At 65.4% G+C, this 26,826-nt stretch carries 22 protein-coding genes; 11 read left to right on the top strand and 11 right to left on the bottom strand.

The genetic code is table 11. From position 1 onward, the window contains the following. Positions 1 to 25 precede the first annotated feature (25 nt). Entirely contained in the window at positions 26 to 364 is a 339-nt protein-coding gene (locus tag E8F06_RS21110; RefSeq protein ID WP_280370712.1) for a multidrug transporter, read from the top strand. Between the two features lie 130 nt (positions 365 to 494). After that, positions 495 to 2,342, top strand: a complete 1,848-nt coding sequence (locus tag E8F06_RS21115; RefSeq protein WP_280370714.1) for a Na/Pi symporter — start codon at positions 495 to 497, stop codon at positions 2,340 to 2,342. A gap of 129 nt (positions 2,343 to 2,471) precedes the next feature. Here E8F06_RS21115 and ggt read toward each other — a convergent pair whose 3' ends face one another. From ggt to E8F06_RS21150, 7 genes are all read right to left on the bottom strand, one after another. Continuing rightward, positions 2,472 to 4,139: a gamma-glutamyltransferase gene (gene ggt, locus E8F06_RS21120; protein ID WP_280370997.1), complete on the bottom strand. Its 1,668-nt coding sequence runs from the start codon at positions 4,137 to 4,139 to the stop codon at positions 2,472 to 2,474. 39 nt (positions 4,140 to 4,178) lie between these two features. Then, on the bottom strand, positions 4,179 to 4,430 hold the full coding sequence (locus E8F06_RS21125; RefSeq protein WP_028629061.1) for a YfhL family 4Fe-4S dicluster ferredoxin: 252 nt from the start codon (positions 4,428 to 4,430) through the stop codon (positions 4,179 to 4,181). Between the two features lie 108 nt (positions 4,431 to 4,538). Then, positions 4,539 to 5,018, bottom strand: coding sequence for a pantetheine-phosphate adenylyltransferase (coaD, locus tag E8F06_RS21130; RefSeq protein ID WP_151131280.1), 480 nt, complete (start codon positions 5,016 to 5,018; stop codon positions 4,539 to 4,541). Positions 5,019 to 5,091: 73 nt separating this feature from the next. Next, positions 5,092 to 5,478, bottom strand: coding sequence for a phosphopantetheine adenylyltransferase (locus E8F06_RS21135; protein ID WP_280370716.1), 387 nt, complete (start codon positions 5,476 to 5,478; stop codon positions 5,092 to 5,094). 28 nt (positions 5,479 to 5,506) lie between these two features. Continuing rightward, on the bottom strand, positions 5,507 to 7,102 hold the full coding sequence (locus E8F06_RS21140; RefSeq protein WP_280370718.1) for a GMC family oxidoreductase: 1,596 nt from the start codon (positions 7,100 to 7,102) through the stop codon (positions 5,507 to 5,509). Between the two features lie 53 nt (positions 7,103 to 7,155). Beyond that, a complete protein-coding gene (locus E8F06_RS21145) occupies positions 7,156 to 7,701 on the bottom strand; it encodes a twin-arginine translocation pathway signal protein (RefSeq protein ID WP_280370720.1) in 546 nt (181 codons plus the stop codon). A gap of 28 nt (positions 7,702 to 7,729) precedes the next feature. Next, a complete protein-coding gene (locus tag E8F06_RS21150) occupies positions 7,730 to 9,160 on the bottom strand; it encodes a coniferyl aldehyde dehydrogenase (protein ID WP_280370722.1) in 1,431 nt (476 codons plus the stop codon). Between the two features lie 257 nt (positions 9,161 to 9,417). Here E8F06_RS21150 and E8F06_RS21155 point away from each other — a divergent pair, with 257 nt between their 5' ends. The 5 genes from E8F06_RS21155 to E8F06_RS21175 all read left to right on the top strand — a co-directional run bounded on the left by E8F06_RS21155 (position 9,418) and on the right by E8F06_RS21175 (position 16,030). Further along, positions 9,418 to 10,083, top strand: a complete 666-nt coding sequence (locus E8F06_RS21155; RefSeq protein WP_280370724.1) for a TetR/AcrR family transcriptional regulator — start codon at positions 9,418 to 9,420, stop codon at positions 10,081 to 10,083. An 83-nt stretch (positions 10,084 to 10,166) separates the two neighbouring features. Then, entirely contained in the window at positions 10,167 to 11,561 is a 1,395-nt protein-coding gene (locus E8F06_RS21160) for a diguanylate cyclase (RefSeq protein WP_280370726.1), read from the top strand. A gap of 2 nt (positions 11,562 to 11,563) precedes the next feature. Then, a complete protein-coding gene (locus E8F06_RS21165; RefSeq protein WP_280370728.1) occupies positions 11,564 to 12,892 on the top strand; it encodes a glycosyltransferase in 1,329 nt (442 codons plus the stop codon). A gap of 4 nt (positions 12,893 to 12,896) precedes the next feature. Beyond that, entirely contained in the window at positions 12,897 to 14,981 is a 2,085-nt protein-coding gene (locus E8F06_RS21170; RefSeq protein WP_280370729.1) for a TolC family protein, read from the top strand. A gap of 8 nt (positions 14,982 to 14,989) precedes the next feature. Continuing rightward, positions 14,990 to 16,030, top strand: a complete 1,041-nt coding sequence (locus E8F06_RS21175) for an HlyD family efflux transporter periplasmic adaptor subunit (protein WP_280370732.1) — start codon at positions 14,990 to 14,992, stop codon at positions 16,028 to 16,030. Positions 16,031 to 16,040: 10 nt separating this feature from the next. Here E8F06_RS21175 and E8F06_RS21180 read toward each other — a convergent pair whose 3' ends face one another. From E8F06_RS21180 to E8F06_RS21195, 4 genes are read right to left on the bottom strand one after another with little or no spacing between them, the layout of a single operon-like run. Continuing rightward, complete coding sequence (locus E8F06_RS21180; RefSeq protein ID WP_280370734.1) at positions 16,041 to 17,060, bottom strand: hydrolase; 1,020 nt, start codon at positions 17,058 to 17,060, stop codon at positions 16,041 to 16,043. A 15-nt stretch (positions 17,061 to 17,075) separates the two neighbouring features. Beyond that, positions 17,076 to 17,693: a 16S rRNA (guanine(966)-N(2))-methyltransferase RsmD gene (gene rsmD / locus E8F06_RS21185; RefSeq protein ID WP_280370736.1), complete on the bottom strand. Its 618-nt coding sequence runs from the start codon at positions 17,691 to 17,693 to the stop codon at positions 17,076 to 17,078. Beyond that, the gene (locus E8F06_RS21190; RefSeq protein ID WP_280370738.1) at positions 17,693 to 19,180 is read right to left on the bottom strand and encodes a pitrilysin family protein; all 1,488 of its coding nucleotides are present in this window, start codon (positions 19,178 to 19,180) and stop codon (positions 17,693 to 17,695) included. Before E8F06_RS21190 ends, rsmD begins: the two co-directional genes overlap by 1 nt. Next, positions 19,173 to 20,528 carry a pitrilysin family protein gene (locus tag E8F06_RS21195; RefSeq protein ID WP_280370740.1) on the bottom strand — a complete coding sequence of 452 codons (1,356 nt, stop codon included), beginning with the start codon at positions 20,526 to 20,528 and terminating at the stop codon, positions 19,173 to 19,175. The genes E8F06_RS21190 and E8F06_RS21195 overlap by 8 nt, the downstream gene beginning before the upstream one ends. 1,138 nt (positions 20,529 to 21,666) lie before the next feature. Between E8F06_RS21195 and ltrA the strand changes: the two genes are divergently transcribed. The 4 genes from ltrA (at position 21,667) to ftsX (ending at position 26,736) form a co-directional block, all read left to right on the top strand. Beyond that, the gene (gene ltrA, locus E8F06_RS21200; RefSeq protein WP_280370742.1) at positions 21,667 to 23,400 is read left to right on the top strand and encodes a group II intron reverse transcriptase/maturase; all 1,734 of its coding nucleotides are present in this window, start codon (positions 21,667 to 21,669) and stop codon (positions 23,398 to 23,400) included. A 206-nt stretch (positions 23,401 to 23,606) separates the two neighbouring features. Further along, a complete protein-coding gene (gene ftsY, locus E8F06_RS21205) occupies positions 23,607 to 25,052 on the top strand; it encodes a signal recognition particle-docking protein FtsY (protein ID WP_280370744.1) in 1,446 nt (481 codons plus the stop codon). Continuing rightward, positions 25,049 to 25,717, top strand: a complete 669-nt coding sequence (gene ftsE, locus E8F06_RS21210; protein ID WP_069081568.1) for a cell division ATP-binding protein FtsE — start codon at positions 25,049 to 25,051, stop codon at positions 25,715 to 25,717. Before ftsY ends, ftsE begins: the two co-directional genes overlap by 4 nt. After that, on the top strand, positions 25,717 to 26,736 hold the full coding sequence (gene ftsX, locus E8F06_RS21215) for a permease-like cell division protein FtsX (protein ID WP_151131294.1): 1,020 nt from the start codon (positions 25,717 to 25,719) through the stop codon (positions 26,734 to 26,736). The genes ftsE and ftsX overlap by 1 nt, the downstream gene beginning before the upstream one ends. Positions 26,737 to 26,826: the final 90 nt, after the last annotated feature.

Consider the following 26,826-nt stretch of genomic DNA (forward strand, 5'->3'; position numbering starts at 1 on the left):
CACCACTATCTGAAGGATCGCCCGTATGAACCTGCTCCGCACAACCGCTGCTGTCCTGGCGCTGACCACTGGCCTGCTGGCGCTGCCGGCTAATGCGGAAGTGGTACAGGAAAATGTCAGCGGCGACCCGATGTATACCGCCAACGCCCCCAGCGGCTACAGCATGGCCGGCGACATCCTGATCGCCCGCCCGCTGCTGATCGGCGCCACGGTGATCGGCGCAGGCTTGTTCATCGTCAGCCTGCCGTTCTCCGCTCTGGGCGGTAATGTCGAGGATGCCGCCAATGCGCTGGTTGTGGAGCCGGGCAGGGAAGCCTTCGTGCGCTGCCTGGGCTGCACCATGAGCGGTTACAGGCAAGACTGATCCCTTCCTGCGGCTCCATCGCGACGGCCCCTTATCGGGGCCGTCGGCGTTTCCGGGGCGCGCGCGGGTTGCCCTCCGGCCATCGCATCGGTTAATAGCTGGGGCCTTGTCTGGTGAAGGAATACCGCCCGTGAAGCACTACTCCCGCATTGTTCTGCTGATCCTGGCCACCGTCGGACTGGCCTTGAGCTTCTGGTTCAGTTCCGGTTGGCTCGAACTGTGCGCGGGGCTCGCGCTGTTCCTGTTCGGCATGCAGTGCCTGGAGGAAGGACTCCGCCAGCTCGCCGGCGGCAAGCTGGAGCAGTTGCTGGCGCGCAGCACGGCCACCTCCTTCAAGGGGCTGATGTTCGGCATCGGCGGCACCTTGCTGCTGCAGTCCAGCACGCTGGTTTCCCTGCTCACCATCGCCTTTATCAGTGCTGGGCTGATCCAGCTGGCCGGCGGCATCGCCATCCTCTTCGGCGCCAACCTGGGCGCCACCAGCGGCATCTGGCTGCTGGCGCTGGCCGGGCAGAATCTCAGCCTCAGCCCGCTGGCCCTGCCGCTGCTGGTGTTCGGCGTGCTCGGTGGCTTCCTGGGTGAGAAGAGCAAGGCCGCCGGGCGCATCGTCCTCGGCATCGCCTTCATCTTCCTGGGTATCGATCAGATCAAGGACGGCTTCGCCAGTTTTGGCGACGGCCTCGACCTCACCGCGTACCAGGCTGACGGGCTGATGGGCAGTCTGCTGTTCGCGCTGATTGGCCTGCTGGTCACGGTGGTGCTGCAGTCCAGCCACGCCACCCTGATGCTGACCCTGGCGGCGCTGGCCGGCGGGCAGCTGGACCTGGCCCAGGGCTTCGCCATCGCCATTGGTTCCAATGTCGGCAGCAGCGTAACCACCGCCTTCGTCGGTTCCCTCGGCGGTAACCGTAGCGGTCAGCGCCTGGCCCTGGCCCACGTGCTGTTCAACGTGGTCACCTGCACCCTGGCCTTCATCCTGCTGGAGCCGCTGAGCTGGCTGGTCGATCGCCTGGCCACCCTCACCGGCCTGGGCGAGAACGAACTGATCCAGCTGGCCATGTTCCACAGCCTGATCAACGCCATGGGCGTGCTGCTGTTCTGGCCGCTGCAGGAGCGCCTTGCCCAGTGGCTGGTGCGCTGGCTGCCGGAGCGCGAAGAGCCCCAGGTACTGATCACCGAGCTGGCCGCCGGACAGGAAGAACCCCAGCGCACCCAGGCGCGCTACCTCAGCGAGCGCGCCCTGGATTCGGCGGACGCCGCGGCCAGCGCCGTGGTGCGCGAGCTGCATCACCTTGGCCGGCTGAGTATGGAGGTGATCTGCCATGCGCTCTACCTGCCGGTGGACCAGTTGGCCAGCGCCCAGGGTGACGAGCGACTGCTGCACGCACGGCCGGAGCGCTATCACCTGGATGCCGAAGCGCTCTACCAGCGGCATATCAAGGGGGTGTACGGCGATCTGCTGAGCTTCATGGGGCGGCTCGACCTGCCGCTGGACGAGGCGCACCAGCAGTTCTGGGTCAGTTGCCAACTGGCCGCGCTGCAACTGGTGGATGCGGTGAAGGATGCCAAGCACCTGCAGAAGAACCTCGGGCGCTACCTGGCCGAAGAGCCGTCACCCATCCGCGAGGCCTACGTGGACCTGCGCCGTCATCTGCTGGCGATGCTCCACGAACTGCGTGAGCTGGGCCGCTCCGAACTCCCGGAAGAGGCCTGGAACGAGCGCCTGCGCTGGCTGGACGAGAAGGCGGCGGCCTTCGACGGCACCTTCCGCACCCGCCTGTTCAATTCTGTACGCAGCACTGAACTGGATGGCCTGCAGACCAGCTCGCTGATGAACGACCTGGGCTACGCCAGCCGGATCTTCCAGAGCCTGCGCAACGTGCTGATGCTGGGTGAGGGGGAGTTGCTGTTCCGCGAGTTGCGGCGGCTGGAGCAGGACGAAGAGTCGCTGATCGTGCTGGAAGGCGAGCGGTTGTAGGGCGCGCTGCGCGATGTCTGGAGGCGGATCACTGTAGGCTGGTGCGGGCGGCGTTCCGTCAGAGCGCAGCGAAGCTCAACGTTGCCAGGGTTCGGCATTGCGTGTTGGGCCTCGCAGGCTCGGACCAACCTACCGCAACTTCTCGATTTCGAGGATTTCGGATAGGCCTAGACCGCGCGGGTCGCTGGCGGCTTCGAGGCTGCCCTTGGCCTTGTTCCAGAACAGCACCTGCTGGTTGCCGTAATTGCGTGACAGTGGCTTGAGGCTGTAGCCGCGCGCCTGCAGCTCCGCGCTTTCGCTGCTGCTGAATGCGCCCGGCTCGTGCTCGATCTGGTCTGGCAGGAACTGGTGGTGGTAGCGCGCCACGGCAGGCCAGCGGCTCACCGGCTGACCATCCAGGTACTCCAGCACCGAGAGCAGCACCATGCTGGGAATCCGGCTGCCGCCCGGAGTGCCGAAGGCGGTGAATTCCTGCTCGCTCTCGATGAAGGTAGGGCTCATCGACGACAGCGGGCGCTTGCCCGAGCCCACCGCGTTGGCCTGGCTGGCGGCGAGGCCGTAGGCATTCGCGCCTTCAGGGTTGGCGGCGAAGTCGTCCATCTCGTCGTTCAGCAGGACGCCGGTGCCGGGCACGGTGAAGGCGGCGCCGAAGGGCAGGTTGATGGACAGGGTGGCCGCCACGGCGTTGCCGTCCTTGTCGATCACTACGAAATGGGTGGTGTGTTCGCCTTCGTGCAGGGGCGGCGACGGCGGCAGGCTGCTGCTCGGCGTGGCGCGACGGCCGTCGATGCCGGAGGCAAGTTTCTTCAGGTAGTCGGCGTCGAGCAGTTTGGCCTGGGGATTTGCGACGAAATCCGGATCGCCCAGCAGGCCACGGTCGCGATAGGCGCGGCGCAGCACTTCCACCACGTAGTGGGTGCGCTGCACGCGGTCGGCCTTGCGCCAAGGCAGCTCCTGCAGCATCGCCAGGCTCTGGGCCAGGGCAATGCCGCCGGCCGAGGGCGGCGGGGCGCCGATCAGCTCGCGGCCATCGGCGAGGGGGAAACGGATCGGCTGGCGTTCCACGGTCTTGTAGTCGGCCAGGTCGCGCAGGCTCCAGATGCCACCGGCGGCATTGACGCCCTCAACCAGTTTTTCCGCAGTGGGGCCGCTGTAGAAACCGGACTTGCCGTAGCGGGCCATGCGTTCCAGGGTGTTGGCCAGCTCCGGCTGGCGCAGCAGGCTGAACTCTTCCGGCACCTCGCCCTTGTGGTCGAGGAAGAGGCGGGCGGTCTCGCGGTCGTCGCGCATCGACGACAGGCGCCAGGAGGCGCGCTCACGGTAGATGCGATCCACCGAAATACCGTCGCGGGCCAGGCGGATCGCCGGGGTCAGGCTGTCGGCCAGCGGCAGTCGGCCATAGCGGCTGGCGAGATCCGCCAGTGCTGCCGGCAGGCCGGGGATGGCGGCGGCCAGGGGGCCTTCCAGGGAAAGGGCCGGGTCGGCCTTGCCGTCGCGCACATAGAGACGCGCATGGGCGGCCAGCGGCGCACGTTCACGGGCGTCGAGGAAGCGGTAGACAGGCTTCTCGCCAGCCTGGCGGAGCAGGAAGAAGCCGCCGCCGCCCAGGCCGGACCCATAAGGCTCGGCAACGGCAAGGGCGGCGCTGATGGCCACGGCGGCGTCGAAGGCGTTACCGCCCTGGGCCAGGGTTTCCAGGCCGGCCACGGTGGCCGATGGGTGGGGCGTGGCGACTGCTGCGCGGCCCGGCTGGGCAGCCTGCACGGCGCCCGCGAGCAGAAGCAGCGTGGCGAGCAGCGCGCCGCGGTAGGCGCCGCGTACCGGGCGGCCCACGGGTCAGGCCTTGCCGGTGAGCTTCAGGTACTTCTGCATCAGCTCATCCTTGCTTTCGACATGGGTTTCGTCGAGGGGAATGCAATCGACGGGGCAGACCTGCTGGCACTGGGGCTCGTCGTAGTGGCCAACGCATTCCGTGCACAGGTTGGGATCGATCACGTAGATTTCCTCGCCCTGGGAAATCGCGCCGTTGGGGCACTCGGGTTCGCAGACGTCGCAGTTGATGCAGTCGTCGGTGATCTTGAGGGACATGGGAACAACTCCTGCCGTCGCCAGACAGCGGCGGCCTTGAACAGAAATTAGCGGAATTGTGCCGGAATGCCGCGATCGACGCACGCGTCGATCGCGGAGGGGCTGTCGTTAGCGCTTGAAGCGTTCAGCTAGTGCGGCAGCCACAGCGGGATGCACGAACTTGCTGATGTCGCCGCCCAGGGCCGCTATTTCGCGTACCAGGGTCGAGGAGATGAAGGAGTACTTCTCCGACGGGGTGAGGAACATGCTCTCCACGTCCGGCGCCAGTTGGCGGTTCATGTTGGCCAGCTGGAATTCATACTCGAAGTCCGACACGGCGCGCAGGCCGCGAAGGAACACATTGGCATTCTGTTCCTTGACGAAGTGCGCCAGCAGGGTGGAGAAGCCCACCACCTCGACGTTCGGCAGGTGTTTGGTGACTTCTCGCGCCAGCTCCACACGCTGCTCCAGGCTGAACAGCGGATTCTTCTTCGGGCTCGCGGCAACGGCGATGATCACGGTATCGAACAGGCGCGAAGCGCGTTCGATCAGATCGCCGTGACCCTTGGTGATGGGGTCGAAAGTGCCCGGATACAACACTCGGTTCATCGCGACGTCCTGGCAGGGGACCGAAAGGGAATCGGATGGTAGCGCAGCGAATCCCTGCGGCCAAGAAGTGCGCTCATCCTGCCGACGCCGGTCGGCGCAGCAGCCAGAGCACGACGGCCAGCGCCAGGCAGGCCAGCGCCACCCAGTCGGCGATTACCACCTTGCGCAGCGCGGCGTTGTAGCCGGGCGTGATCCAGGCCAGCAGCAGGAAGGACAGCACGCTCACCAGTCCGCCCAGCATGGCCGCAGGTTGCAGGGCCGGACGAAAGGCGGCCCAGACCAGCAGCGCGCCGAGCAGGCCGAAGAGCACCGCGCGATGGCGCATCAGGAGCAGCAGGTTGGGTTCGCTGAACGACAGGCCGTAGAGCGTCGCCAGCCGTTCAGCGCCGAGCAGGCCGCTGACCGGCAGCAAGTGAATGATGCCGGCGACGATCAGCAGCGCGGAGATGAGCTTGTCCATGGACCTCCTCCTTGACGCGCGCCGCTCGTCACGCCTTGCCCAGTCGCTCGGCGAGGCCCGTGGCCAGCTTGGCCGTGAGGCCGTAGACCGAGAGCTGCGGGTTGGCGCCGATGCTGGTGGGGAACAGCGAACCGTCGTGAATGGAGAGGTTAGCCAACTGGTGGTGGCGGCCAAGGCTGTCGGTCACCGCCAGTTTCGGGTCCTCGCCCATGGCGCAGCCGCCCATCACGTGGGCACTGCCCAGGCGGGCGCGGTAGAGCTCCATCGGCAGGCCGTCGATCAGCTTGCGGGCTTCATCCAGGGTCTTCACGTAGTCGGCGTCGCTGTGCATCGGCAGCACGGCGCGGGCGCCGGCGGCGAACTGGATCTCGGCCATGACGTGGTAGGCCCGGCGGATGCCGTCCCAGGTGTAGTCGGTCATGTGGTAGTCGAGCACCGGACTGCCGTCGCCGCGCAGCTCCACGGTGCCTTCGGCGCTGTCCGGATGGAAGCCGTCGCGCATCAGCGCCAGCATCACGTTGGTGTGCGGCAGCTGTTCCATGCGCAGGGCGTTGTCGACACCGAAGCGGCCCAGCAGCGTGGAGGTGAGCGAGGGTTGCAGCGGCGGAACTTCCAGCTTGTAGGACATGCGCCCGGTGGCGCCGTCGTCCCACTGGAAATGGTCGGAATAGATCGACTGCGGCGCGCCGTAGAAGGGGTTGATCAGGCGGTCGAACTGTGCGGCGGAGAAGTTCACTACGTGCAGGAAGGTGCGCTTGCCGGCGCGGCTGTGCGGGTCCGGTGCGTCGGAACGCATCAGCAGGGCAGGGGTGTTGATACCGCCGCCGGACAGCACGTAGTGGCGCGCCTTGACGGTGATCTTGCGGCCGTTGGGCGCCACGCAGCGCTCGTCCAGGCCGAGGCATTCGAGGCCGCTGACCTTGTCGCCCTCGAACAGCAGCTTGTCCGCGCGGGCGAGGTAAAGCAGCTCGCCGCCCTTTTCCAGGGTGGCGGGAATGGTGGTGACCAGCATCGACTGCTTGGCGTTGGTCGGGCAGCCCATGCCGCAGTAACCCAGGTTCCAGCAGCCACGCACGTTGCGCGGGATGACCTTCCAGTGCAGCCCGAGTTTTTCGCAGCCAAGGCGGATCACATCGTTGTTGGGGTTCGGCGGAATCGCCCAGGGGGCAACGCCCAGGCGTTGCTCCATCTTCTCGAACCAGGGGGCCATCTCGGCGACCGACAAGCCCTTCACGCCGTGCTCGCGGGCCCAGTGTTCAAGCGTGGGGTCCGGGGTGCGGAAGCTGGAGGTCCAGTTCACCAGGGTGGTTCCTCCGACCGCGCGGCCCTGGAGGATGGTGATGGCGCCGTCCTTGGTCATGCGGCCGATGCCTTCCTGGTACAGGCTCGGGTAGGCCTCGGCCTCCTGCATCTTGAAGTCGGAGCTGGTCTTCAGCGGGCCTTCCTCGATCAGCAGCACCTTGAAGCCCGCCGCACTGAGGATTTCCGCCGTGGTGCCGCCGCCGGCGCCACTGCCGACGATGGCGACGTCGGCTTCCAGGGTCAGGTCCTTTTCAAGGCGCGAGCCGTTGTGGGTTTTCCAGCCGCGGGCCAGGCCTTCGGCGAACAGATCGGGTACAGGCATTTCAGGGTCTCGGGCGAATTCTTGTCGTTATTCGATGAAGCACACGGGCGCCGTCAAACGGTGGGTGGGCCGGGGTAGCCGCAATGTGCCCAGGATTCCGGGCGGCCATACCAGGCCATCATCACCAGTTGCAGCAGGGAGGCGTGGCCCATCTTCAAGAGGCCGATGGAGCTGTGTTCCCAGCGCGAGAGGAATTCGCGGATGTCCTGGGCGCCGGCCTTGTCCCAGCTGCCCCAGATGCCGGTCAGCGGCCCACGGGTGATCGGCAGGGCGAGCACGTCGAACAGCTGCAGGGTCAACTTGAGCATTTCCGGCGACAGGCGATGCAGGGCGTAGTCCAGGCTCTGCAGGGTGCCGTCCACGGCTGCGGCCATCTTCCCGGCGGCTACGGCGCCTTCCAGCATCACGGGCACCAAGGCCCGGAGGAAGGGCATGTCGGACTGGCGCAACACCGCGAAGCCGCTAGCTGGAACGCTGGCCGAGCAGCCGGTGAGGCTGGCGGTCACGCCGGCAGTGGCGAGGAAGGCCGAGCCGAACAGGCCGACCTTGAGCAGATTGCGCCGGGAGAGTCCCGGCACGTCGAGGGTGGTTTCGCTCATTCTTGTTATCTGCCTGCGAAGGCCCGGTTCAGCGGACGAAGAGTTTGAAAATCAGTTTCTGGATGGCCTTGCCATAGGGCGGGTAGATCAGTTTCGCGGCATTGAAGCGCTGCTTGATGAACACGCCCTTGGCCTTGCTGAAGGTTAGGAAGCCTTCGTGGCCGTGGTAATGGCCCATGCCGGATGGGCCGATACCGCCGAAGGGCATGTCGTCCTGGGCCACGTGCAGCAGGGTGTCGTTCAGGCATACGCCGCCGGAATGGGTTTCGTTGAGGACGCGTTGCTGCTCGCCCCGGCCGTAGCCGAAATAGTAGAGCGCCAGCGGACGTGGGCGGTCGTTGATGTAGCTGAAGGCATCGTCGATGTTGCGATAGGGAACCACCGGCAGCAGGGGGCCGAAGATTTCGTCCTGCATCAGTTTCATGTCATCGGTGGCATTCAGCACCAGGGTGTGCGGCAGGCGGCGGCCCTGGGCTTCGGGGAACAGCGGCACCAGGCGTGCGCCCTTGGCTTCGGCGTCGGCCAGGTAGCCTTTCAGGCGGCCCAGCTGGCGCTCGTTGATGATGGCGGTGTAGTCGGGGTTGTCGGTCAGCTGCGGGTAGAAACCCTTCACGGCCTGGCGATACGCTTCGACGAATCCGTCGACACGGTCTTCCGGCACCAGGACGTAGTCCGGAGCCACGCAGGTCTGGCCGGCGTTCATGGTCTTGCCGAAGGCGATGCGCTCGGCAGCGTCGGCCAGGGGCACGTCGGCGGAAACGATGGCCGGCGACTTACCGCCCAGTTCCAGGGTCACCGGGGTCAGGTTCTCGGCGGCGGCGCGCATCACGTGCTTGCCGATGCTGGTGGCACCGGTGAACAGCAGGTGGTCGAAGGGCAGGCGGGAGAAGGCCACGCCCACCTCGGCTTCGCCCAGGGCTACGGCCACCAGGTCTTCGGGGAAGATCCGCGCCAGCAGGTCTTTCACCAGTTGCGAGGTGGCCGGGGTGGACTCGCTCATCTTGATCATCACCCGGTTGCCCGCGGCCAGGGCGCCCACCAGCGGGCCGATGGCCAGGAACAGCGGGTAGTTCCACGGCACGATCACACCGACCACGCCCAGCGGCTGGTACACCACCTTGGCCGAGGCCGGCTGGAAGGCCAGGCCGACGCGGCGGCGGGACGGCTTCATCCATTTCTTCAGGCGCTTGGCGGAATAGTGGATGCCGTGGAGGCTGGGCATGATCTCGGCGAGTCGGGTCTCGTCGGCAGAGCGATTGCTGAAGTCCTGGGAGATGGCCGCGATCAGCGCCTCCTGCTCAGTGAACAGCAGCTCGCGGAGGGACTTCAGCCACTGGATGCGCTGCTCGGCGCTGGGCATGGGGTTGGCGCGAAAGGCCTCGCGCTGGCGCTGGAAGAGGGTTTCCAGCTGGCTGATCTGCTGCTGGCTCTGTTGCAGGTAGGCGATGTCGGCGACCATGGCGCGGTTCCTCGGCGGCTCCGGGAGCGTCGTTCGAATCCGCCGAGCGGACGCGACGTGGCTCTGTTGTTTTGGTGTCGCTGGTTTTTTAGAGCAATTGCTCTAATCTGTCAAATAGCTTGCTCGCCGGCTCGTTCGGCGGCAGCCCAACGAAATGCTGGACGGGGCGGCTGCCGGTAACACCGGGTGTTTCCCGAACGCCGCGCGGTGTACCTTTACCGCTCGCCGCGCCTACCGATTGCAGGAACCACCGCCCGATGGCACCAAGACCCAAGACCCGCGACCGCATCGTTCTGGAGAGCCTCGCGCTGTTCAACATCCAGGGCGAGCGCAATGTCACCACCAACCACATCGCCGCGCACCTGGGCATGTCGCCGGGCAATCTGTACTACCACTTCCGCAACAAGCAGGAAATCATCGCCGAGCTGTTCGGCCTCTACGAGGTGCGGGTGGACAGCTTCCTGCGCCTGCCGGAGGGGCGCGAGGTGACGGTGGAGGACAAGACCTTCTATCTGGAGTCCCTGCTGGCGGCCATGTGGGACTTCCGCTTCCTGCATCGTGACCTGGAGCACCTGCTGGAATCCGATGTGGAGCTCGCCGCGCGCTACCGGCTCTTCGCCCAGCGCTGCCTGGACCACGCCCAGGCCATTTATCGCGGCTTCGTCAGCGCCGGCATCCTGCTGATGAGCCCTGCCCAGGTCGAAGCCCTGACCCTCAACAGCTGGATCATCGTCACCTCCTGGGTGCGCTTCCTCTGCACCACCCGAGGCGATGCCGCCGACCTCAGCCAGGAACTGCTGCGCCGAGGCATCTACCAGGTGCTGGCGCTGGAAGGTGGTTACCTCGCGCCCGAAGCACAGCCAGCGGTCAAGGCGCTGTACGAGAAGCTCTACGTGCCGCTGGAGCAGGTGGTACCGAGCTGATCGAGGAAACATTGACGCGTGTTAAGGCGAAGCGGCGCGTCTATAGTGAGAAGATTGAGCCAAGGAATGCTTGAGTTTTATCCATGTCCAGAACCACACCCAGGATTGCGTTACTTGGCGCTGGTCCGTATCGATTCCCCGGCATTGAGCTGGAACGCTACAACGATCTTGCGAGCCTGCAGGCCGATTCCGAAGCCGATGTGCTGTTGGTCGACCTGCCGGGCGCACAGGCGGGCCCGGTCTTACGGAGTCTGCGCCTCGATCCCCGCTATCGCTTCAGTCTGATCTACTGCTGCCAGGACCAGGATCCCTGGTGCATTGCCCTGGGCGACGGCCCGCCGCCGGCCGACCCTGGTGCGATCACGCCCCTCTGGCGCCTGTGGCGCGAGCGCTTTGGCCTTTTCAATCGCGGAGCCGCCCCGGAACGCTTCGAGGAACGGGTGATGGCGTGGCTCTGGCTGCGCTCACGTGGTGAAGTCCTTGCAGTGCGTGATGCCGGCGTACCCCAGCACTACCGCTATCCGCTGCTGGAAGCCCTCGGCAACGAAGAGACCATCAATCAATTCTCCTGGCTACAGCTGATGAGCCAGCAGGGCTGGCTGGAAGAGGGTGAACTGCAGGACCGGCTGCGCTTGTGCACCAGCTGTGGTTCGGGCCGCCTCAATTACGTGGATGTCTGCCCCGAGTGCCAGGCCCTGGACATCGGTCGCCAGCCTTCGCTGCATTGCTTCACCTGCGGGCACGTCGGCCCCCAGGAACACTTCCTCAAGGAAGGCGTACTGCTCTGCCCGAACTGCCTGACCCGTCTTCGCCATATTGGCAGCGACTACGACCGCCCGCTGGAGAACTACCGCTGCCGCAGCTGCCAGGCCTTTTTCGTCGATGCCGCCGTGGATGCGCGCTGCCTGGACTGCGGCCAATCCCACGCGCCCGACAAACTGCGCGTGCGCGAAATACGCCACTTCCGCCTGGCCGAGGCCGGGCGCTTGAGGTGCCGGGAAGGCTTCGGCGCCGGGGTGACGAACATCGAGCGCTTCGGCAGCCTCAACTTGTTGCCACGCCAGGCCTTCCTCGATCTGCTGAACTGGCAGCTGCAACTGACGCGACGGCACCGGGACCCGGCCTTCTCTCTACTCGGTCTGCGTTTCGTCAACCTGTTGGAAACCCTCTCCCAACTCGGTGAGATGCGCGGCCACGCGCTGGTGGACGGGCTGGTGGAGCGCCTGCAGGAAGCCGTGCGGGAAACCGATCGTTGTTGCCGGCTGAGCGAGGAGGTGCTCTGGCTGCTGATGCCGCACACGGATGTCACCGGCATGGAGGTGGTGCGCAAGCGTCTGGTCAAGGGCGCGGAACGCCTGACCGCCGGACAGGTGACGCCCATCGAGGTGCGGTTGGCCGTCTTCACGGCTCCCGATGATCAGCAGGACCAGGAAGACGCGGCGCTGCTGCTGGCGCGTCTGGGCGGACAGTTGGGCTGAGCATGGAAGCTTTTGTCGAGCAGTGGCTGCTGCTCCTCGGCGAGTTCGCCAGGAGCGATGGCATTCTGCAGGGTGCCTTCATGTTGCTGCCGGCCTTCCTGCTGCTGGAGCTGCCGCTCAACCTGCTGGTGCTGATCGGCGTCCTGCGCTGGTTCGTCCGCAAGCCGTTCGAGTTGCCCCAGCAGAGCACCTATCGGCCGCGCGTGTCCTGCATCATCACTTGCTACAGCGAGGGTCGGGACGTCCAGACGACCCTGCGCAGCCTGTGCGAGCAGACCTACCCCGGCTACATCGAGATGATTCCGGTGGTGGACGGAGCGGCCGTGAACCAGCCCACCATGCAGGCCGTGCGGGACTTTCGCGTCGATCCGCGGCTCTATCCGCGACGCCTGTTGCGACCCATCGCCAAGTGGCAGCGCGGTGGCCGGGTCTCCTCCCTGAACGCGGGCCTGGCGCACTGCACCGGCGAAGTGGTGATGGCCCTGGATGGCGACACCTCCTTCGACAACGACATGGTCAGCCAGATGGTCCGTCATTTCGCCGACCCGGACGTCCCGGCCGTGGCAGGAAGCCTGCGCGTGCGCAACGCCCGGGCTTCGCTCACCACCGCCATGCAGGCGCTGGAGTATCAGCTGTCGATCCACATGGCCAAGATCGGCCTCAGCGAATGGAACCTGGTGAATAACGTATCCGGCGCGTTCGGCGCGTTTCGCCGCAGTTTCCTCGACAAGATCGGCGGCTGGGACACCCATACCGCGGAAGACCTCGACATTACCCTGCGGATCAAGAACTACTTCGGCCGCAGGCCCCTGCGCATTCCTTTCGAGCCAGGCGCCATCGGCCATACCGACGCGCCCGTGACCTTCCTGCAGTTCCTCAAGCAGCGCCTGCGCTGGGACGGTGACCTGTACTTCCTCTACATCCGCAAGCACCGCCACAGCTTCAATCCGCGACTGCTGGGCTGGCCGAACTTCCTGATGACCCTGATCACCGGCTTTTTCTTCCAGCTGGTACTGCCTTTCATCATCGCCGGCTACTGCCTGGCCGGGCCCCTGGTGCTGCCCTGGCCGCGCTTCCTGGCCCTGGCCGCCCTCATTTACCTGGTCTATCTGGGCATGACGCTGTTGCTCTATGTGGCCATGCTGGCCCTGGTGTCCGAGCGGCCGCGCATGGACCTGCGATTGTTCCCTGTGGTCTTCGTCTTCCCGCTGTTCATGCTGGTCATGCGCATGTGGAGCGCGGTGGCCATGCTCAACGAGGCCCTGCGTCGCGGCCATGAGGAGACCAGCATGGCGCCCTGGTGGGTGCTGCGCAGGGCCAAGAGGTTCTGAGTTCATGATTCGTCCATTACTTTTCTGCGCACTGCTGCTGGCCGCCGGCATGGTCCGGGCCGACGTGCTGTCGTTGGCCCAGGTGCTGGACCGCGCCGAAGACGGGGCCGCGCTGCAGGCCAAGGCGGCCGAGCTGCGGGCGCTGGATGCACTCAAGGAACAGCGCGAAGCCGAGGCGGGCTGGCAGTGGTTCGGCTCCGGCAGTACCGGGCACTACCACGAACTGGTGACCGAAGACCTGCGTGACGACTATTACGGGCGTGACCTGGCCCTCGGCCTGCGCCACCCGCTGCTCGGCAGCCTGCGTCGACAAGTGCAGGCCGTATCGGCGGTGGAGCTTGAGCAGCAGCGGCAGCAGGCGCAGCGCCTGTTGCGCCTGGCGGAGCAACGGCTGGCCTTACGCAGTGCCTACGCCAACTGGTGGCGCGCCGAGCAGGAAGAGCGCTGGTGCAAGGGGCTGCTGCCCGCATCCCAGACGGCTCGCGAACGCCTGGCCCGGCGTCAACAGGGCGGCTGGCTGCTGCCTTCGCAGGCGCGGTTGCTGGACGGCCAATGGCAGGGTCTCCAGCAGCGTTGCCGGCAGAGCGCGCTCCTGGTGGAGGACACCCGCGCCAGCCTGGCCGGGTTGGCGGGTATGGAGATTGGCCCTGGTCAGCAGGCCGAAGCGGAATCGCTGTCAACGCAAGTGCTGCCGTTGTCCAATTGGCGTCAGGCCCTGGAGGGTCACCCGCGCCTGCAAGAGAGACAGGACGAACTGCGCCACGCCGAGCGCAATCGGCAATCGCCCTGGTACGAGAGCGTCGACTCAAGCTTCAGCGTTGCGCAGAGCTACGAGTCACGCAGCGGTGCCAGCAAGAGCGGCGACGGGCTGGTGGCTGCCCTCAGTCTGTCCGCGCCCTTCGACCTGATGAACTACGGCCGGGCGCGCAATCGAGAAGGTGAGGCGCGCCATCAAGCCGCCCTGGCGCAGCTGGAGGCCGAGCGCCAGCAACTGCTCCAGTCCCTTGGGCAAACCCTGCAGGCACAACGCCAGGCAGCGCTGGACCTGGATCGAGAGCGCGAGCAGCTAGCCGTTTCAGACCAGGCCCTGCGGGAGCAGCGGCTGCGCGTCGAGAGCTCGGTTTCCGAGAGCCCGGCCGAGGAGCTGGCTGTGGAGCTGGAGCGCTACAACAGCGGATTGCGCCTGATTGCCGCCTGGCACGCTGCCTGGCTGCGTGAAGCGGCCCTGCGTCTATTCGTCGACGATGACCAGGCCCTGGCCGGCCTGCTGGGGCCGCAGCGTCTCGACTGGCCGGCCCTGGGCGTGGTTGGGGCGGCGCCGAAGGGCGTCGGCTCGACGGGCTGGAGCCAGGGCGTTTACCTGTGGAAAAGCGGGGCATTGCTGAATCCCGCGACTCGTCACGCGGAACTGCGCGAACTGCGCCGCGCCGGCATGACGCGGCTGTACCTGGGGCTCGATGGTGGGCAGGTGGCCGACATCCCGGCCCTGCGCAAGCAACTGCAGGACACCCTTGATGGCGCCCACGCCCAAGGCTTGCAGGTGGCCTTGCTGCTGGGGGATCCGGCCTGGCTGGAACCCGCTGGGCGCCAGGGTTTGCTGGATCTGCTCGGCAAGCTCAAGGGGCTGCCGTTCGATGCCTTGCACCTGGATCTTGAGGTGGAGCAACTCGGCTGGCCGGTGCCCGACCGCCGCTTGCAGGACTGGCTGGACACCCTGGGCGCCGTGTCCGCGGTCGTGTCCTGGCCGCTGGAGCTGTCCAGTCATCCCCGCTGGTTCGCCGAGCCAGTTGCCGGTGCGACCTGCGTGCCCTGTGCCCTGCCGAAGCGCGGCGTGCGGCAGGTCGACCTGATGATCTACACGCGCAATCCCGCCCGAAGCGCCGAAGTGGCGGAATCCATCGCCCGGCGCTGGCCGGCGCTGCGCTTCCGTCTGGCCCAGAGTGTCGAGCCCCAGCTACCGGCTGAGGAATCCTGGGCCGGGGCATCGCGCACGCAGTTGCGGGAACAGCTCGAGCGTTGGCGCACGCGCCTGCAGCCCGCCGGTATCACCGGCGTCGACTGGCAGGATTGGACCCATTTTCCCCGTTGAGTCAGGCCATGAAGATTCGATTCTCCAGCCCCAAGGAACAGCAGCCCACCCAGGATCAGGGGCTCAAGGTGCTCTACGCGCCCGGTAAGCGCCTGGCCTTCAAGCTGCGCTGGTACCTGATCCTGCTCGCGGTCACCAGTCCGCTGTTGTTCCTGGTCGGGCGCGAATTCCTCGGCCTCTGGCTGATCGAGGCGCCGGTGCAGCTGCATCTGCCGTCCACCGAGCTGCGGGCGCGGGAGGCTGGACAGGTGGAGCGCGTGCTGGCCAGGCCTGGCGACCGGGTCGAGGCCGGCCAGTTGCTGGTGAAGATGGATAACCCCGAGTGGCGTGCTCGCCTTGCCCTGCTCGGAGACCCCGCCGCCCAGGCGCGGCGGCCTGCCGGGAATCGGCCCTTGCCGGAGCAGGAGCGTCAGGCCCTGGAACGCCTGCTGGCCAGCGCGGAGAGCCGCCTGGGACGCTTGCGCGGGCTGCTCGCCGCTGGTGCTGCGACCCGCGGTGAGGTGCAGCAGGCCCAGGACGAGCGGGACAGGCGCCAGCGTGACCTGGTGCAATTCGAGCGGCGAGAGTCGCAACCGGTGGACGACACTCTGGAGCGTCAACGCCGACTGGAAAGCGATTGGCTGCAAGCACGTTTGCATGGGCTGGAGCTGAAGGCCGGCGAGTCCGGGGTGATCAGCGAGGTGCTGGTGGATGAGGGCGAAAACGTCGGCCCCGGGACGCCGCTGATGCGCCTGCAGCGTCTGGGCGACGCCGAACTGTGGGTCTATCTCGACCCGCGGGACGCCGCCTATGCCTCTCCAGGCCAGCCCTTCCGGCTGCGCCTACCGGACGGCACCTGGCTGCCTGCCGAGGTGGTGCGCATGGTGGAGGACGCCGCGCCTGTGCCGGTGGAGCTGCGCGAGGCATTCAGTGCCCCGAGCCGCAACCTGCGCTTGCTGGCGCGGGTAAAAGGTGAGTGGCCAGCGTTCTGGCGTGTGGACCGCCTGGGTCTGAAGGCGCGCTTCCCCCATCGCTGGCGCTGGCTCGATAGTTGGGCCAGCGATAGCTGAGCCCCAGCGTTCAGCGCACTGGCGTCTGACTCGTTAGCCAGTCCGGAATCCGCCGTTCCAGGTAATAGGCGGGTTTGCGCGGTGATCCTTCGACAAAGCCCACATGACCGCCTCGGGGGTGCAGTTCCATGCGCGTGGTAGCCGAGAGCTCGTGGGCTTCCGGCAGGCTGTGGCGGAACACGAATGGGTCGTCGGCCGACTGGATCAGCAGGGTAGGGATGCGGATGCCGCCCAGGTAGTAGCGGCTGGAGGCACGGCGGTAGTAGTCGTGGGCGTCGTCGAATCCGTGCAATGGCGCGGTGATGCGGCCGTCGAAGTCCCAGAAGGTATGCATGCCTTCCAGCGAACCGAGGCGTTCCAGGGTGGAGAGGTGCTCCGTCTGCCCGTGGTGAGCGAACAGGCGCTGCTTTTGCTTCACGTAGGCCACCATTTCGCGCATGAAGTGCGCCTGGTAGACCTTGGAGAAGCCGAGGGCGATGCGGTCGGCGCACTGGTCCAGGCGATAGGGCACCGAGACCGCCACGGCGCCTTGCAGGCCGCAGTCTTCGCTAGTTTCTCCCAGGTGCTTGAGCAGCACATTGCCGCCCAGCGAGTAGCCCACTGCGTAGAGCGGTGCCAGCGGGCGGCTGGCGCGCAGGTGGCGGATGGTGGCTGCAAGGTCTTCGCTGACGCCCGAGTGGTAGCCCCGCGGCAGCAAATTGGGTTCGCCCGAGCAGCCGCGCCAGTTGATGGCCACGCTGGCCCAGCCGCGAGTGGCCAGTTCCTGCTGCAGACCGAGGACATAGAGCGAGGTGGAAGAACCGGTCAGGCCGTGCAGAACCAGCGTCAGGGGTGCGTCGGCCTCGTGTGGGCCATGCCAGTCCAGGTCGAGGAAATCGCCGTCCTCCAGCCATAGCCGCTCACGCTGCCGATGGAGTGGCGGCGGCGTGCGGCAGAAGGGCGACCAGAGGGTCTGCAGGTGCGGGCCGGGCAACCACCAGGCCGGCTGGAAGCTGGTGCGGGTGGTTACCGGCGAGTGGAACGAGTTCATCGGCGTGGCCGTCGGTCAGGCTGCGGGAGTGTCCCCGGCGGCACGCTGCCACAGGGCGTAGTACACCTGCCCGGCTTTCTTCTCGCGGTGCAGGCGCCAGTTACCCGGTAGACCGAGCGTGGAGGGAGCGTTCTCGCTTTCGGTATAGACCCAGGCGCGGGGGGCGAGCCAGCCGCGATTCTCCAGGAGGTCGCAAACGGGCTGCAGCAGGCCCTGGTTGAAGGGCGGATCGAGGAATACGACGTCGAAAGCGCTCGGGGCCTGGGTGTCCAAGTAGCGCAGGGCGTCGCTTTGCAGCAGTTGGCCCCTGCCGCAGCGCAACGTATCCAGATGGCCGCGCAAGGCGGCGACCGAGTCGGGGTTCAGGTCCAGCGCCAGCGCCTCGGCGGCACCACGGGACAGCGCTTCCAGATAGAGGGCACCGCTACCGGCGAAGGGGTCCAGGACCCGCGCGCCTTCCATATAGGGTGCAAGCCAGTTGAACAGCGTTTCACGCACGCGGTCCGGCGTGGGGCGCAGGCCGGGACCGTCGGGGAAGGCGAAGCGCCGCGAGCGCCATTCGCCCCCGATGATGCGTAGCTGGCCCTGGCCACCGTGATTCGGCCTGGCGGGTTTTGCGTTTGGCTTGCGCATTAGTGCTCCGGTACGCCGCTGGGCATTTCGGCGGGTTTGTCGGTGGGAGGCGGCAGCTCCTTCTGGGTGACCGTCGGGCCGGCGGTGACGATGACGAACTGGTCGGGGGACAGGTGTTTGGCCATGGCGGCTTTCACCTGGGCCACATCCAGCGCCTGGACCTTGGCCATGAAGTCTTCCAGGTAGGTCAGCGGCAGGTCGTAGAAACCGATGGCGCCCAGTTGGCCGACGATGTCGGCGTTGCTTGCGGTGGACAGCGGGAAGCTGCCGGCCAGCTCACGCTTGGCATCGTCCAGCTCCTTCTGGGTGGGGCCTTCGGCCAGGTACTGACGGACGATGTCCTGAATCAGCTTGAGCGTGCCCTGGCTCATCTCCGCGCGGGTCTGCAGACCGATCATGAACGGGCCGCGCACCTGCATGGCGGTGAAGCCCGAGCTGACGCCATAGGTCAGGCCGCGCTTCTCGCGTACTTCTTCCATCAGCCGGGTGCCAAAGCCGCCACCGCCGAGAATCTGGTTGCCCAGATAGAGCGCGGCGTAGTCCGGGTCATTCCGGTCGATGCCGAGCTGGGCCAGCATCAGGTGGGTCTGCTTGGACGGGAACTCGATATGGTTGAGGCCGGGTTTCGGTGCTTGCGGTTCAGGCAGTTTGGCCAGCGCCGGCCCCTTGGGCAGGGCTTTGGAAACCTGGTTGGCGATGGCTTCGGCGTCGGCACGGGACAGGTCGCCGACCAGGGCGATCACCACGTTGCCGGCGGCGTAGGCCTTCTGGTGGAAGGCACGCATCTGGGCGACGGTGATACCGGGGACGGATTTCTCGTCGCCTTCACTCGGGTGGGCATAGGGGTGCTGGCCGTAGAGCTTGTCGAAGAGTTCCAGGCCAGCGAGTTTGCCGGGGTTCTGCTTCTGGTACTCGAAACCGGCGAGCATCTGGTTCTTGATCCGCGCCAGGGAGTCTTCGGGGAAGGTCGGCGCACCGATCACCTGGGTGAACAGGTCCAGGGCCGGCTGGCGCTGCTCAGGGGCGGTGAGGCTGCGCAGGCTGGCCACGGCCATGTCACGGTAGGCGCCGTTGCCGAAATCCGCGCCCAGACCCTCGAAGCCTTCGGCGATGGCGGTGACGTCCTTGCCGGCCACACCCTCGTTGAGCATGGCGTTGGTCATGGTCGCCAGGCCGGGGATATCGCCGTCCTGGCTGCTGCCGGCGGCGAAGGTCAGGCGCAGGTCGAACATCGGCAGCTCGGGAGCGGCGACGAACAGTACCTTGGCGCCTTCGGCGGTTTTCCAGCTCTGGATGTCCAGCGTGCGACGGCTGGGTGCCTTGCCGCCCAGTTCCGCCAGGGATTGCAGTCCCTGGGCCGGCGCGGGGGTGGCGGTTTCAGCGGTGGCAGTGGTCGCCGGGCGATTGACGATGAAGGCCAGCACGCCGAGCAGGGTGATCAGGGCCAGGCCGAGCAGGCCATAACGCAGGCCGTTGCGCTCACTCATTGCGGGCCTCCTCGGGCAGGATGTGGGCGACGCTCAGGCGGTCGCGGGTGAAGAAGGTCTTGGCGGCGGCCTGGATGTCGGCAGGCGTCACGGCTTCGAGGGCCGCGAGGTCCTGGTCCATCAATTTCCAGGACAGGCCGACGGTTTCCAGCTGGCCGATGGTGGTGGCCTGGCTGGTGATGGAGTCGCGCTGATAGACGAGGTCGGCAATGGCTTGGGCGCGTACGCGCTTGAGCTCATCGGCGCTCGGTGGGGTGTTCTTCAGGTCTTCCAGCTGGCGCCAGATGCCGGCCTCGGTCTGCTCCAGGGTCTTGCCTTTCTGCACGTTGGGCGTGGCGCTGATGACAAACAGGCTGTCGCCACGGGGGAAGCCGTCGTACCAGGCGGAGGCGCCGCTGACGAGCTCCTCGCCGCGTTCCAGCCGGCTGGACAGGCGAGCGCTGTAGCCGCCGTCGAGCAGGGTGGAAATCAGGCGCAGTGCGTGGACCTGGCGCGCGTCCTTGGCGGTGGCCAGCCCCGGTACGTTGAAGCCCATCAGCAGGCTCGGCAGCTGAGTGCGCACGTGCAGGGTGAGGCGACGCTCGCCGGGGGTGGCCAGCTCGAGGGGCTTCTTCGCAGGCGGCACTTCACGCTTCGGAATGGCAGCGAAATAGCGCTCGGCCAGACCCTTGACCTCGTCCGGGGTGACGTCGCCCACCACCACCAGGGTGGCGTTGTTCGGCACATACCAGGATTCGTACCAGTGGCGCAGCTCCTCGACCTTCATGCGGTTGAGGTCGGCCATCCAGCCGATGGTGGGGATGTGATAGCCGCTGGCCGGATAAGCCATCGCCTTGAAGCGCTCGAACGCCTTGGCGGTGGGCTTGTCGTCGGTACGTAGGCGGCGCTCCTCCTTGATCACCTCTATCTCGCGGGAGAACTCTTCCGGCGGCAGCTTGAGGCTGGCGAGGCGGTCGGCTTCCAGTTCGAAGGCCACGCCCAGGCGGTCGCGGGCCAGCACCTGGTAATAGGCGGTGTAGTCGTCGCTGGTGAAGGCGTTCTCTTCGGCGCCGAGCTCCCGCAGGATGCGCGAGGCTTCGCCGGGGCCGAGCTTGCGGCTGCCCTTGAACATCATGTGTTCGAGGGCGTGGGAGAGACCGGTCTGGCCGGAGGTCTCGTAGCTCGAGCCGACCTTGTACCAGAGCTGAGAGACCACCACGGGCGCGCGGTGGTCCTCACGGACCACGACCTTCAGGCCGTTGTCCAGGGTGAACTCGTGGGTGGGTTGGTTGTCTGCAGCGAGGGCCAGAGTGGGCAGACAGAGAGCGCAAAACAGCAAGCCGGCGGCTTGTCGGGCAGTGGCTTTCATCAATGTTCTTGACCTGTCGGACGGCCCCGGCGGTCGTACCGCCTGCGGGCGAAGAGGTGCTAGGATACCCCATCCTGTGCGACACGTATGATCGTGTCGTGCTTGGTCGGAGAGCTTTCTCCCTGACACCAAGTCCTTTGATATCAAGGGGCTAGAGTCTAAATAAAGCACTTGTGCCTGGTTTGACCAGCTCAAATCGACCCGCTTGCGGGGGTGTGGTAAATCCCCGTTCCCGGGGAAGCTACGCCTCGAATACGACCTCTAATGGTTGAAATTCGTTCGGTTAGGCGCATCATAAAGGCAATTCCTGTCGTGGGAATTGTTTCAAGTTATTTCATGCCCCAAGGGTGTTAAACGGCCCTTAGGGGCTGCTCCCACCTATAAAGGCCTCTGGATTAACGTGACCGTCGCTATCGTCGTGAGACGTTAGAGGCACCAAGTCCAAGCACGGAGCGTGAGCTCCGGACCGCATTGCTCAACTCCGCTGGCCCAGGGAGTACCGAGCCTGATGTGTACCCATCAGTTCACTGGATCGGCATGCGCCGGGGGCCAACCTCGGGGTGTGAAGCCCGATCGACAATGTCTCTCCCTTTCGAGGGAACCGCACCCCGGTAACGGGAAGCGCAATGATTGCTGAATTACCCGGCTTTCTAGAGGCTAGTGACCAAACCCGCATGGCTAACACATGTGAATCGTCGACAGAACCTTCGTCAGTATCCTTGGGCCAACGGTAATTAGGCCCCGGCCAAAACGGCATCGTAGTCGGTCAGCGCAGTAGGACGATGCGCTGCGGTACCACCGGACTATCGGAGGAAAGACGGAGCCTAAACGGGGAATTGATGCGATCCGGGGAACGTGGCAATCCCGACCACTCGCCTAACCAGCAACAACGGCGGCAGGCTGCCCGCAAGGGAAGCTGATGGGTGTGGGGAATAGGAGGGTGCAAGAAGCGAATGGTCGCCCGTAATGGGGGACATATCGGCTGAAACATCGCCGGCAGGGGCAACCCTGGCTGACGTGCACCTGGTCTACAGGTGCGATATCAACCGCTGATTCCAGCGTAACAACGACCCTAGGGGCGAACCGTCCCCTAGGGGGCAGTCCGTCCTGAAGGTCTCATTACCAACAGGAGGACAGTATGAAAACGACGCCAGCAACACCGGCGAAGTCTGCGTCCTTCGACGGGGGAGAGGAATGGCACAGTCTCGACTGGGCCGAAATCCAAATCTCCGTTCGGAAAACGCAGCTGAAGATCGCGCAGGCAACTGGGGCGGGTAACTGGCGCAGGGTTAAACGCCTGCAACGGTTACTGACCCACTCGTTTCATGGCCGCTGTTTAGCCGTGCGACGAGTCACGGAGAACCGGGGTCGCAAGACTCCGGGCGTAGATGGAGCAACATGGGCAACGCCCAGCGCCAAGCTACGGGCTGTGATAAGTCTGTCCAAGAAAAGGGGATACAGGGCCCAACCGCTCCGGCGGGTGTGGATTCCCAAACCCGGCAAGGCGGAAAAGCGACCGCTAGGCATCCCGACCATGTTGGATCGTGCCATGCAAGCGCTGTATCTACTTGCCCTAGAACCCGTCGTCGAAAGCACCAGCGACCCGAGGAGTTATGGCTTCAGGCCAGATCGGGCAACTACCGACGCAATGGTGGAACTCTTCCATCTGTTGTCCACGCCGGTCGCTCCGACCTGGGTGATGGAAGGGGACATCAAAGGGTTCTTCGACAACATCAACCACGACTGGCTCATCAAAAACGTCCCCATGGACAAGATGATGCTCAGGAAATGGTTGAGGGCCGGGGTGGTTGACCGGAGACAATTCGCAGCCACGGAAGCCGGGACGCCACAAGGTGGGATCATCTCCCCCTGTCTGGCGAACGTCACTCTGAACGGCCTGGAAATCCAGCTGAAACGCCACTTGGCACGGAAGCTTGGGGTCAAAAAGGCCGAGAAGACGAAGGTTCAGGTAGTGAGGTATGCGGACGACTTTGTCATCGCAGCTGACTCGAAAGAGCTACTGCAGGACGAGGTTCGGCCTTGGGTAGAACAATTCCTAGCTGTTCGAGGGGTTGAGCTTTCCAGGGAGAAAACGCACATCACGCACATCCTGGACGGATTCGACTTCCTAGGGTGGAACTTCAGGAAATACGTGCCGAAATCGCCCAGACGGAAGACCAAGCTGCTTATCAAGCCCTCTAGGAAGAACGTCTCGGCGTTTTACCGAAAAGTGAGCGAGATAGTAAGAAACAGCGGGGCACTGACGCAGGACGCCTTAATCGGCCAACTGAACCCGGTACTGAAAGGGTGGTCGCAATACCACTCCCAGGTAGTGGCGAAACGTACCTTCAACACGCTAGACCACATGATCCACTGGCGAGTCTGGAGGTGGGCGAAGCGCAGGCACCCTAATAAGTCCGCCAAATGGATTAGGAAGAAGTACTTCCACTACATAGGCGGTCGAAGATGGGTGTTCGCGCATCCCTATAAAAGTGACAAAGGAAAATCCGGCTGCCGGCGGTTGTTTTTGCTGGCAAAGGTGGAAATCAAAAGGGGAAAACGTCTACCGCTGGCTTACCAGCCTTACGACGCGAAACAGGAGCTGAAATGGGAGGATCTGAGAGTCCAACGGATGCAGCACAAGCTGCAGTACCGGGGGCAAATCCTCAGGCTCTTCCGGAGACAGCGTGGGGTTTGCGCCCTATGCGGTCATGCGGTTAGCAAGGAAACCGGCTGGCACGACCACCACGTCATCCGACGAGTGGACGGCGGCTCGGACAGACTGAGCAACCGCGTACTCCTACACCCCAACTGTCACTCGCTGATCCACAGTCGGCGACAAGAGGTAACTCTGCTCTACAGCGGCTTATAGTGGTAAAGTCGCGCGCAACACTCCGTGCGTCACCGGTCGAGCTTCTTGACTTCATGTAGGCTTGAGCCGTGTGCGGCGAAAGTCGCACGCACGGTTCTTAGGGGGCTCCGGACCAGATAATGGTCCGGGGCTACCCGACTTCCCGGGGCGGCGAAGCTGGCCGGCATAGAGCCAGCACGGCCGCTCCCTTGAGATGCATTCGACTCATGTTTGGTTCCAACGACGACAAGAAGGCTCCGGCCCAGGCCGGGGAAAAGAAATCCTTGTTCGGCTGGCTGCGCAAGAAGCCCCAGGAAGCCACTCCCGCCGCTCCGGCGGAGACGGTGGCCCCTGTCGAGGCTGATGCCCCGGCCGCACCTGCGCCCGCTCCCGAATCCGTTCCGGCTGCCCAGCCTGTAGCCGCGCCAGTGGTCGAGCAGGCCCCGGTGCCCGAGATTGCTCCTGCGCCAGTCGAAACGCCTGTTCCCGCTCCTGTTCCTGCTCCGGTTGTGGCAGAGGCCCCGGCACCCGCACCAGTCATTGCCGAGGCGCCGGTAGTCGCCGAGCCTGTTGCACCTGCACCTGCACCTGCACCTGCACCTGCACCTGCACCTGCACCTGCACCTGCACCTGTCGCCGAGCAGCCTGCTCCGGTGGCCGCCCCCGTTCCTGTTGCCGCACCTGTCGCCGAACCCGTATCCGAGCCCACACCGGCCCCCGTCGCCCAGCCGGAACCAGCCAAGGCCGGTTTCTTTGCTCGCCTCAAGCAGGGCCTGTCCAAGACCAGTGCCAGTCTCGGCGAGGGAATGGCCAGCCTGTTCCTCGGGCGCAAGGCCATCGACGACGACCTGCTGGATGAAATCGAAACCCGCCTGCTGACCGCCGATGTCGGCGTGGAAGCCACCAGCGCCATCGTCCAGAGCCTGACCCAGAAGGTCGCACGCAAACAGCTCGCCGACGCCGATGCCCTGTACAAGGCACTGCAGGACGAACTGGCCGCGCTGCTGCGTCCGGTCGAGCAGCCGCTGAAGATCGACAACGGCCACGCGCCCTACGTGATCCTCGTGGTCGGCGTGAACGGCGTCGGCAAGACCACCACCATCGGCAAGCTGGCCAAGAAGCTGCAGCTCGATGGCAAGAAGGTCATGCTCGCTGCCGGCGACACCTTCCGTGCAGCCGCCGTGGAGCAGCTGCAGATCTGGGGCGAGCGCAACAACATCGCCGTGATCGCGCAGCACACCGGCGCCGACTCCGCTTCCGTGATCTTCGATGCCGTGCAGGCCGCCAAGGCCCGTGGCGTCGACGTGCTGATCGCCGACACCGCCGGCCGACTGCACACCAAGGACAACCTTATGGAGGAGCTGAAGAAGGTTCGCCGCGTGATCGGCAAACTGGACGAGACCGCTCCCCACGAAGTGCTGCTGGTGCTGGATGCCGGCACCGGTCAGAACGCCATCAACCAGGCCAAGCAGTTCCACCAGGCGGTCAACCTGTCCGGCCTGGCGCTGACCAAACTGGACGGCACCGCCAAGGGCGGGGTGATCTTCGCCCTGGCCAAGCAGTTCAGCCTGCCGATCCGCTACATAGGTGTGGGTGAAGGCATCGACGATTTGCGTACCTTCGAAGCCGACGCCTTCGTGAAGGCCCTCTTCGCTGAGCGGGAGTCCGCATGATTCGATTCGAGCAGGTCGGCAAGCGCTATCCAAACGGCCATGTCGGCCTGCACGAACTGAGCTTCCGCGTACGCCGCGGCGAGTTCCTCTTCGTCACCGGCCACTCCGGTGCCGGCAAGAGCACCCTGTTGCGCCTGCTGCTGGCGATGGAGCGTCCTACCACCGGCAAGCTGCTACTGGCCGGGCAGGACCTCTCGACGATCACCAATTCGCAGATCCCTTTCCTGCGTCGCCAGATCGGCGTGGTGTTCCAGAATCACCAGCTGCTGTTCGACCGCAGCGTGTTCGACAACGTCGCCTTGCCGCTGCAGATCCATGGCCTGTCCAAGGCGGAGATCGCCAAGCGCGTGAGCGTGGCGCTGGAGCGGGTTTCCCTGGCGGACAAGGCCGAGCTCTACCCGGCCGACCTGTCCACCGGCCAACAGCAGCGCGTCGGCATCGCCCGCGCCGTGGTTCATCGCCCGGCCCTGCTGCTGGCGGACGAACCCACCGGTAACCTGGACCCGCGCCTGGCCGCCGAGATCATGGGCGTATTCGAGGACATCAATCGCTTGGGCACCACAGTGCTGATCGCCAGCCACGACCTGGCGCTGATCGCGCGCATGCGCCATCGCCTGCTCACCCTGCAACGCGGTCGCTTGATCGGTGATGGGGAGGCTGTCTGATGAGCGCCAAACAGATGCCGCCGCCGAAGCCCGCCGAGCGTGTGGGGGCTTCGCCCCGCCACGTCGAGTCGCCGGAGAAGGGTGACGACGGCCCGGATTTCCGCACCCTGCTGCACGCCTGGCTGGAAAGCCATCGCGCCAGTCTGGTGGACAGCCTGCGCCGCCTGGGCCGCCAGCCCGTTGGCAGCTTCTTCACCTGCCTGGTGATGGCCATCGCCCTCAGCCTGCCCATGGGCCTGTCCCTGCTGCTCAGCAACGTCGAGCGTCTGGGCGGTTCCTGGCAGCGCGCGGCACAGATTTCCCTGTTCATGAAGATGGACGCCAGCGAATCCCAGGGGCAGAAACTGCGCGACGAGATCGCCGGCATGCCCGACGTCGCCGAGGCAGAGTGGATCAGCCGCGAGCAGGCCCTGGCCGAACTGCAACAGCAGTCAGGCCTTGGGGAAGCGCTCAAGGAACTGCCCCAGAACCCGCTGCCGGGCGTGGTCCTGGTAACGCCCAAGGAAGTCGACAAGGCGGGACTGGAAGCGCTGCGCCAGCGTCTCTCCGAAATGCCGGGTATCGAGCAGGCGCAACTGGACCTGGTCTGGGTCGAGCGACTGTCGGCCATCCTCAAGCTGGGCGAGCGTTTCGTCTTCGGCCTGGCGGTTCTGCTGATCCTGGCGCTGCTGCTGGTGATCGGTAATACCATTCGTCTGCATATCGAGAACCGTCGCACCGAGATCGAAGTAATCAAGCTGGTGGGCGGGACCGATAGCTACGTGCGCCGTCCTTTCCTTTATATGGGCGCACTCTATGGCACCGGCGCCGGCCTGCTGGCCTGGCTGGTGCTGGCCTACGGCCTGGACTGGCTGAACGACGCCGTGGTGCGTCTGGCCGGCCTCTACGGCAGTGATTTCGCCCTGGCGGGCGTGCCATTAGCCGATGGTCTATCCCTGCTTCTGGGCGCCGTCCTGCTGGGCTACATTGGCGCCTGGCTGGCCGTCGCCCGTCATCTCAGTGAGCTGGCGCCGCGTTAGAATCCATCGTTTTTCGCGGGTGCTGCGAGGGGTGTAAGGAAACTTTTACACCCCCTTGCAGTCATATAGGCCAGTGCTACACTGCGCGAG

The organism is Pseudomonas sp. BN411, assembly GCF_029871235.1.
GTDB lineage: Bacteria > Pseudomonadota > Gammaproteobacteria > Pseudomonadales > Pseudomonadaceae > Metapseudomonas.

Bases quoted from the DNA above. Each gene is read 5' to 3' on its own strand.
- E8F06_RS21110 (WP_280370712.1), top strand. From the start codon at position 26: ATGAACCTGCTCCGCACAACCGCTGCTGTCCTGGCGCTGACCACTGGC.
- E8F06_RS21125 (WP_028629061.1), bottom strand. From the start codon at position 4,430: ATGTCCCTCAAGATCACCGACGACTGCATCAACTGCGACGTCTGCGAA.
- coaD (WP_151131280.1), bottom strand. From the start codon at position 5,018: ATGAACCGAGTGTTGTATCCGGGCACTTTCGACCCCATCACCAAGGGT.
- E8F06_RS21135 (WP_280370716.1), bottom strand. From the start codon at position 5,478: ATGGACAAGCTCATCTCCGCGCTGCTGATCGTCGCCGGCATCATTCAC.
- E8F06_RS21140 (WP_280370718.1), bottom strand. From the start codon at position 7,102: ATGCCTGTACCCGATCTGTTCGCCGAAGGCCTGGCCCGCGGCTGGAAA.
- E8F06_RS21145 (WP_280370720.1), bottom strand. From the start codon at position 7,701: ATGAGCGAAACCACCCTCGACGTGCCGGGACTCTCCCGGCGCAATCTG.
- E8F06_RS21150 (WP_280370722.1), bottom strand. From the start codon at position 9,160: ATGGTCGCCGACATCGCCTACCTGCAACAGAGCCAGCAGCAGATCAGC.
- E8F06_RS21155 (WP_280370724.1), top strand. From the start codon at position 9,418: ATGGCACCAAGACCCAAGACCCGCGACCGCATCGTTCTGGAGAGCCTC.
- E8F06_RS21160 (WP_280370726.1), top strand. From the start codon at position 10,167: ATGTCCAGAACCACACCCAGGATTGCGTTACTTGGCGCTGGTCCGTAT.
- E8F06_RS21165 (WP_280370728.1), top strand. From the start codon at position 11,564: ATGGAAGCTTTTGTCGAGCAGTGGCTGCTGCTCCTCGGCGAGTTCGCC.
- E8F06_RS21170 (WP_280370729.1), top strand. From the start codon at position 12,897: ATGATTCGTCCATTACTTTTCTGCGCACTGCTGCTGGCCGCCGGCATG.
- E8F06_RS21175 (WP_280370732.1), top strand. From the start codon at position 14,990: ATGAAGATTCGATTCTCCAGCCCCAAGGAACAGCAGCCCACCCAGGAT.
- E8F06_RS21180 (WP_280370734.1), bottom strand. From the start codon at position 17,060: ATGAACTCGTTCCACTCGCCGGTAACCACCCGCACCAGCTTCCAGCCG.
- rsmD (WP_280370736.1), bottom strand. From the start codon at position 17,693: ATGCGCAAGCCAAACGCAAAACCCGCCAGGCCGAATCACGGTGGCCAG.
- E8F06_RS21190 (WP_280370738.1), bottom strand. From the start codon at position 19,180: ATGAGTGAGCGCAACGGCCTGCGTTATGGCCTGCTCGGCCTGGCCCTG.
- E8F06_RS21195 (WP_280370740.1), bottom strand. From the start codon at position 20,528: ATGAAAGCCACTGCCCGACAAGCCGCCGGCTTGCTGTTTTGCGCTCTC.
- ltrA (WP_280370742.1), top strand. From the start codon at position 21,667: ATGAAAACGACGCCAGCAACACCGGCGAAGTCTGCGTCCTTCGACGGG.
- ftsY (WP_280370744.1), top strand. From the start codon at position 23,607: ATGTTTGGTTCCAACGACGACAAGAAGGCTCCGGCCCAGGCCGGGGAA.
- ftsE (WP_069081568.1), top strand. From the start codon at position 25,049: ATGATTCGATTCGAGCAGGTCGGCAAGCGCTATCCAAACGGCCATGTC.
- ftsX (WP_151131294.1), top strand. From the start codon at position 25,717: ATGAGCGCCAAACAGATGCCGCCGCCGAAGCCCGCCGAGCGTGTGGGG.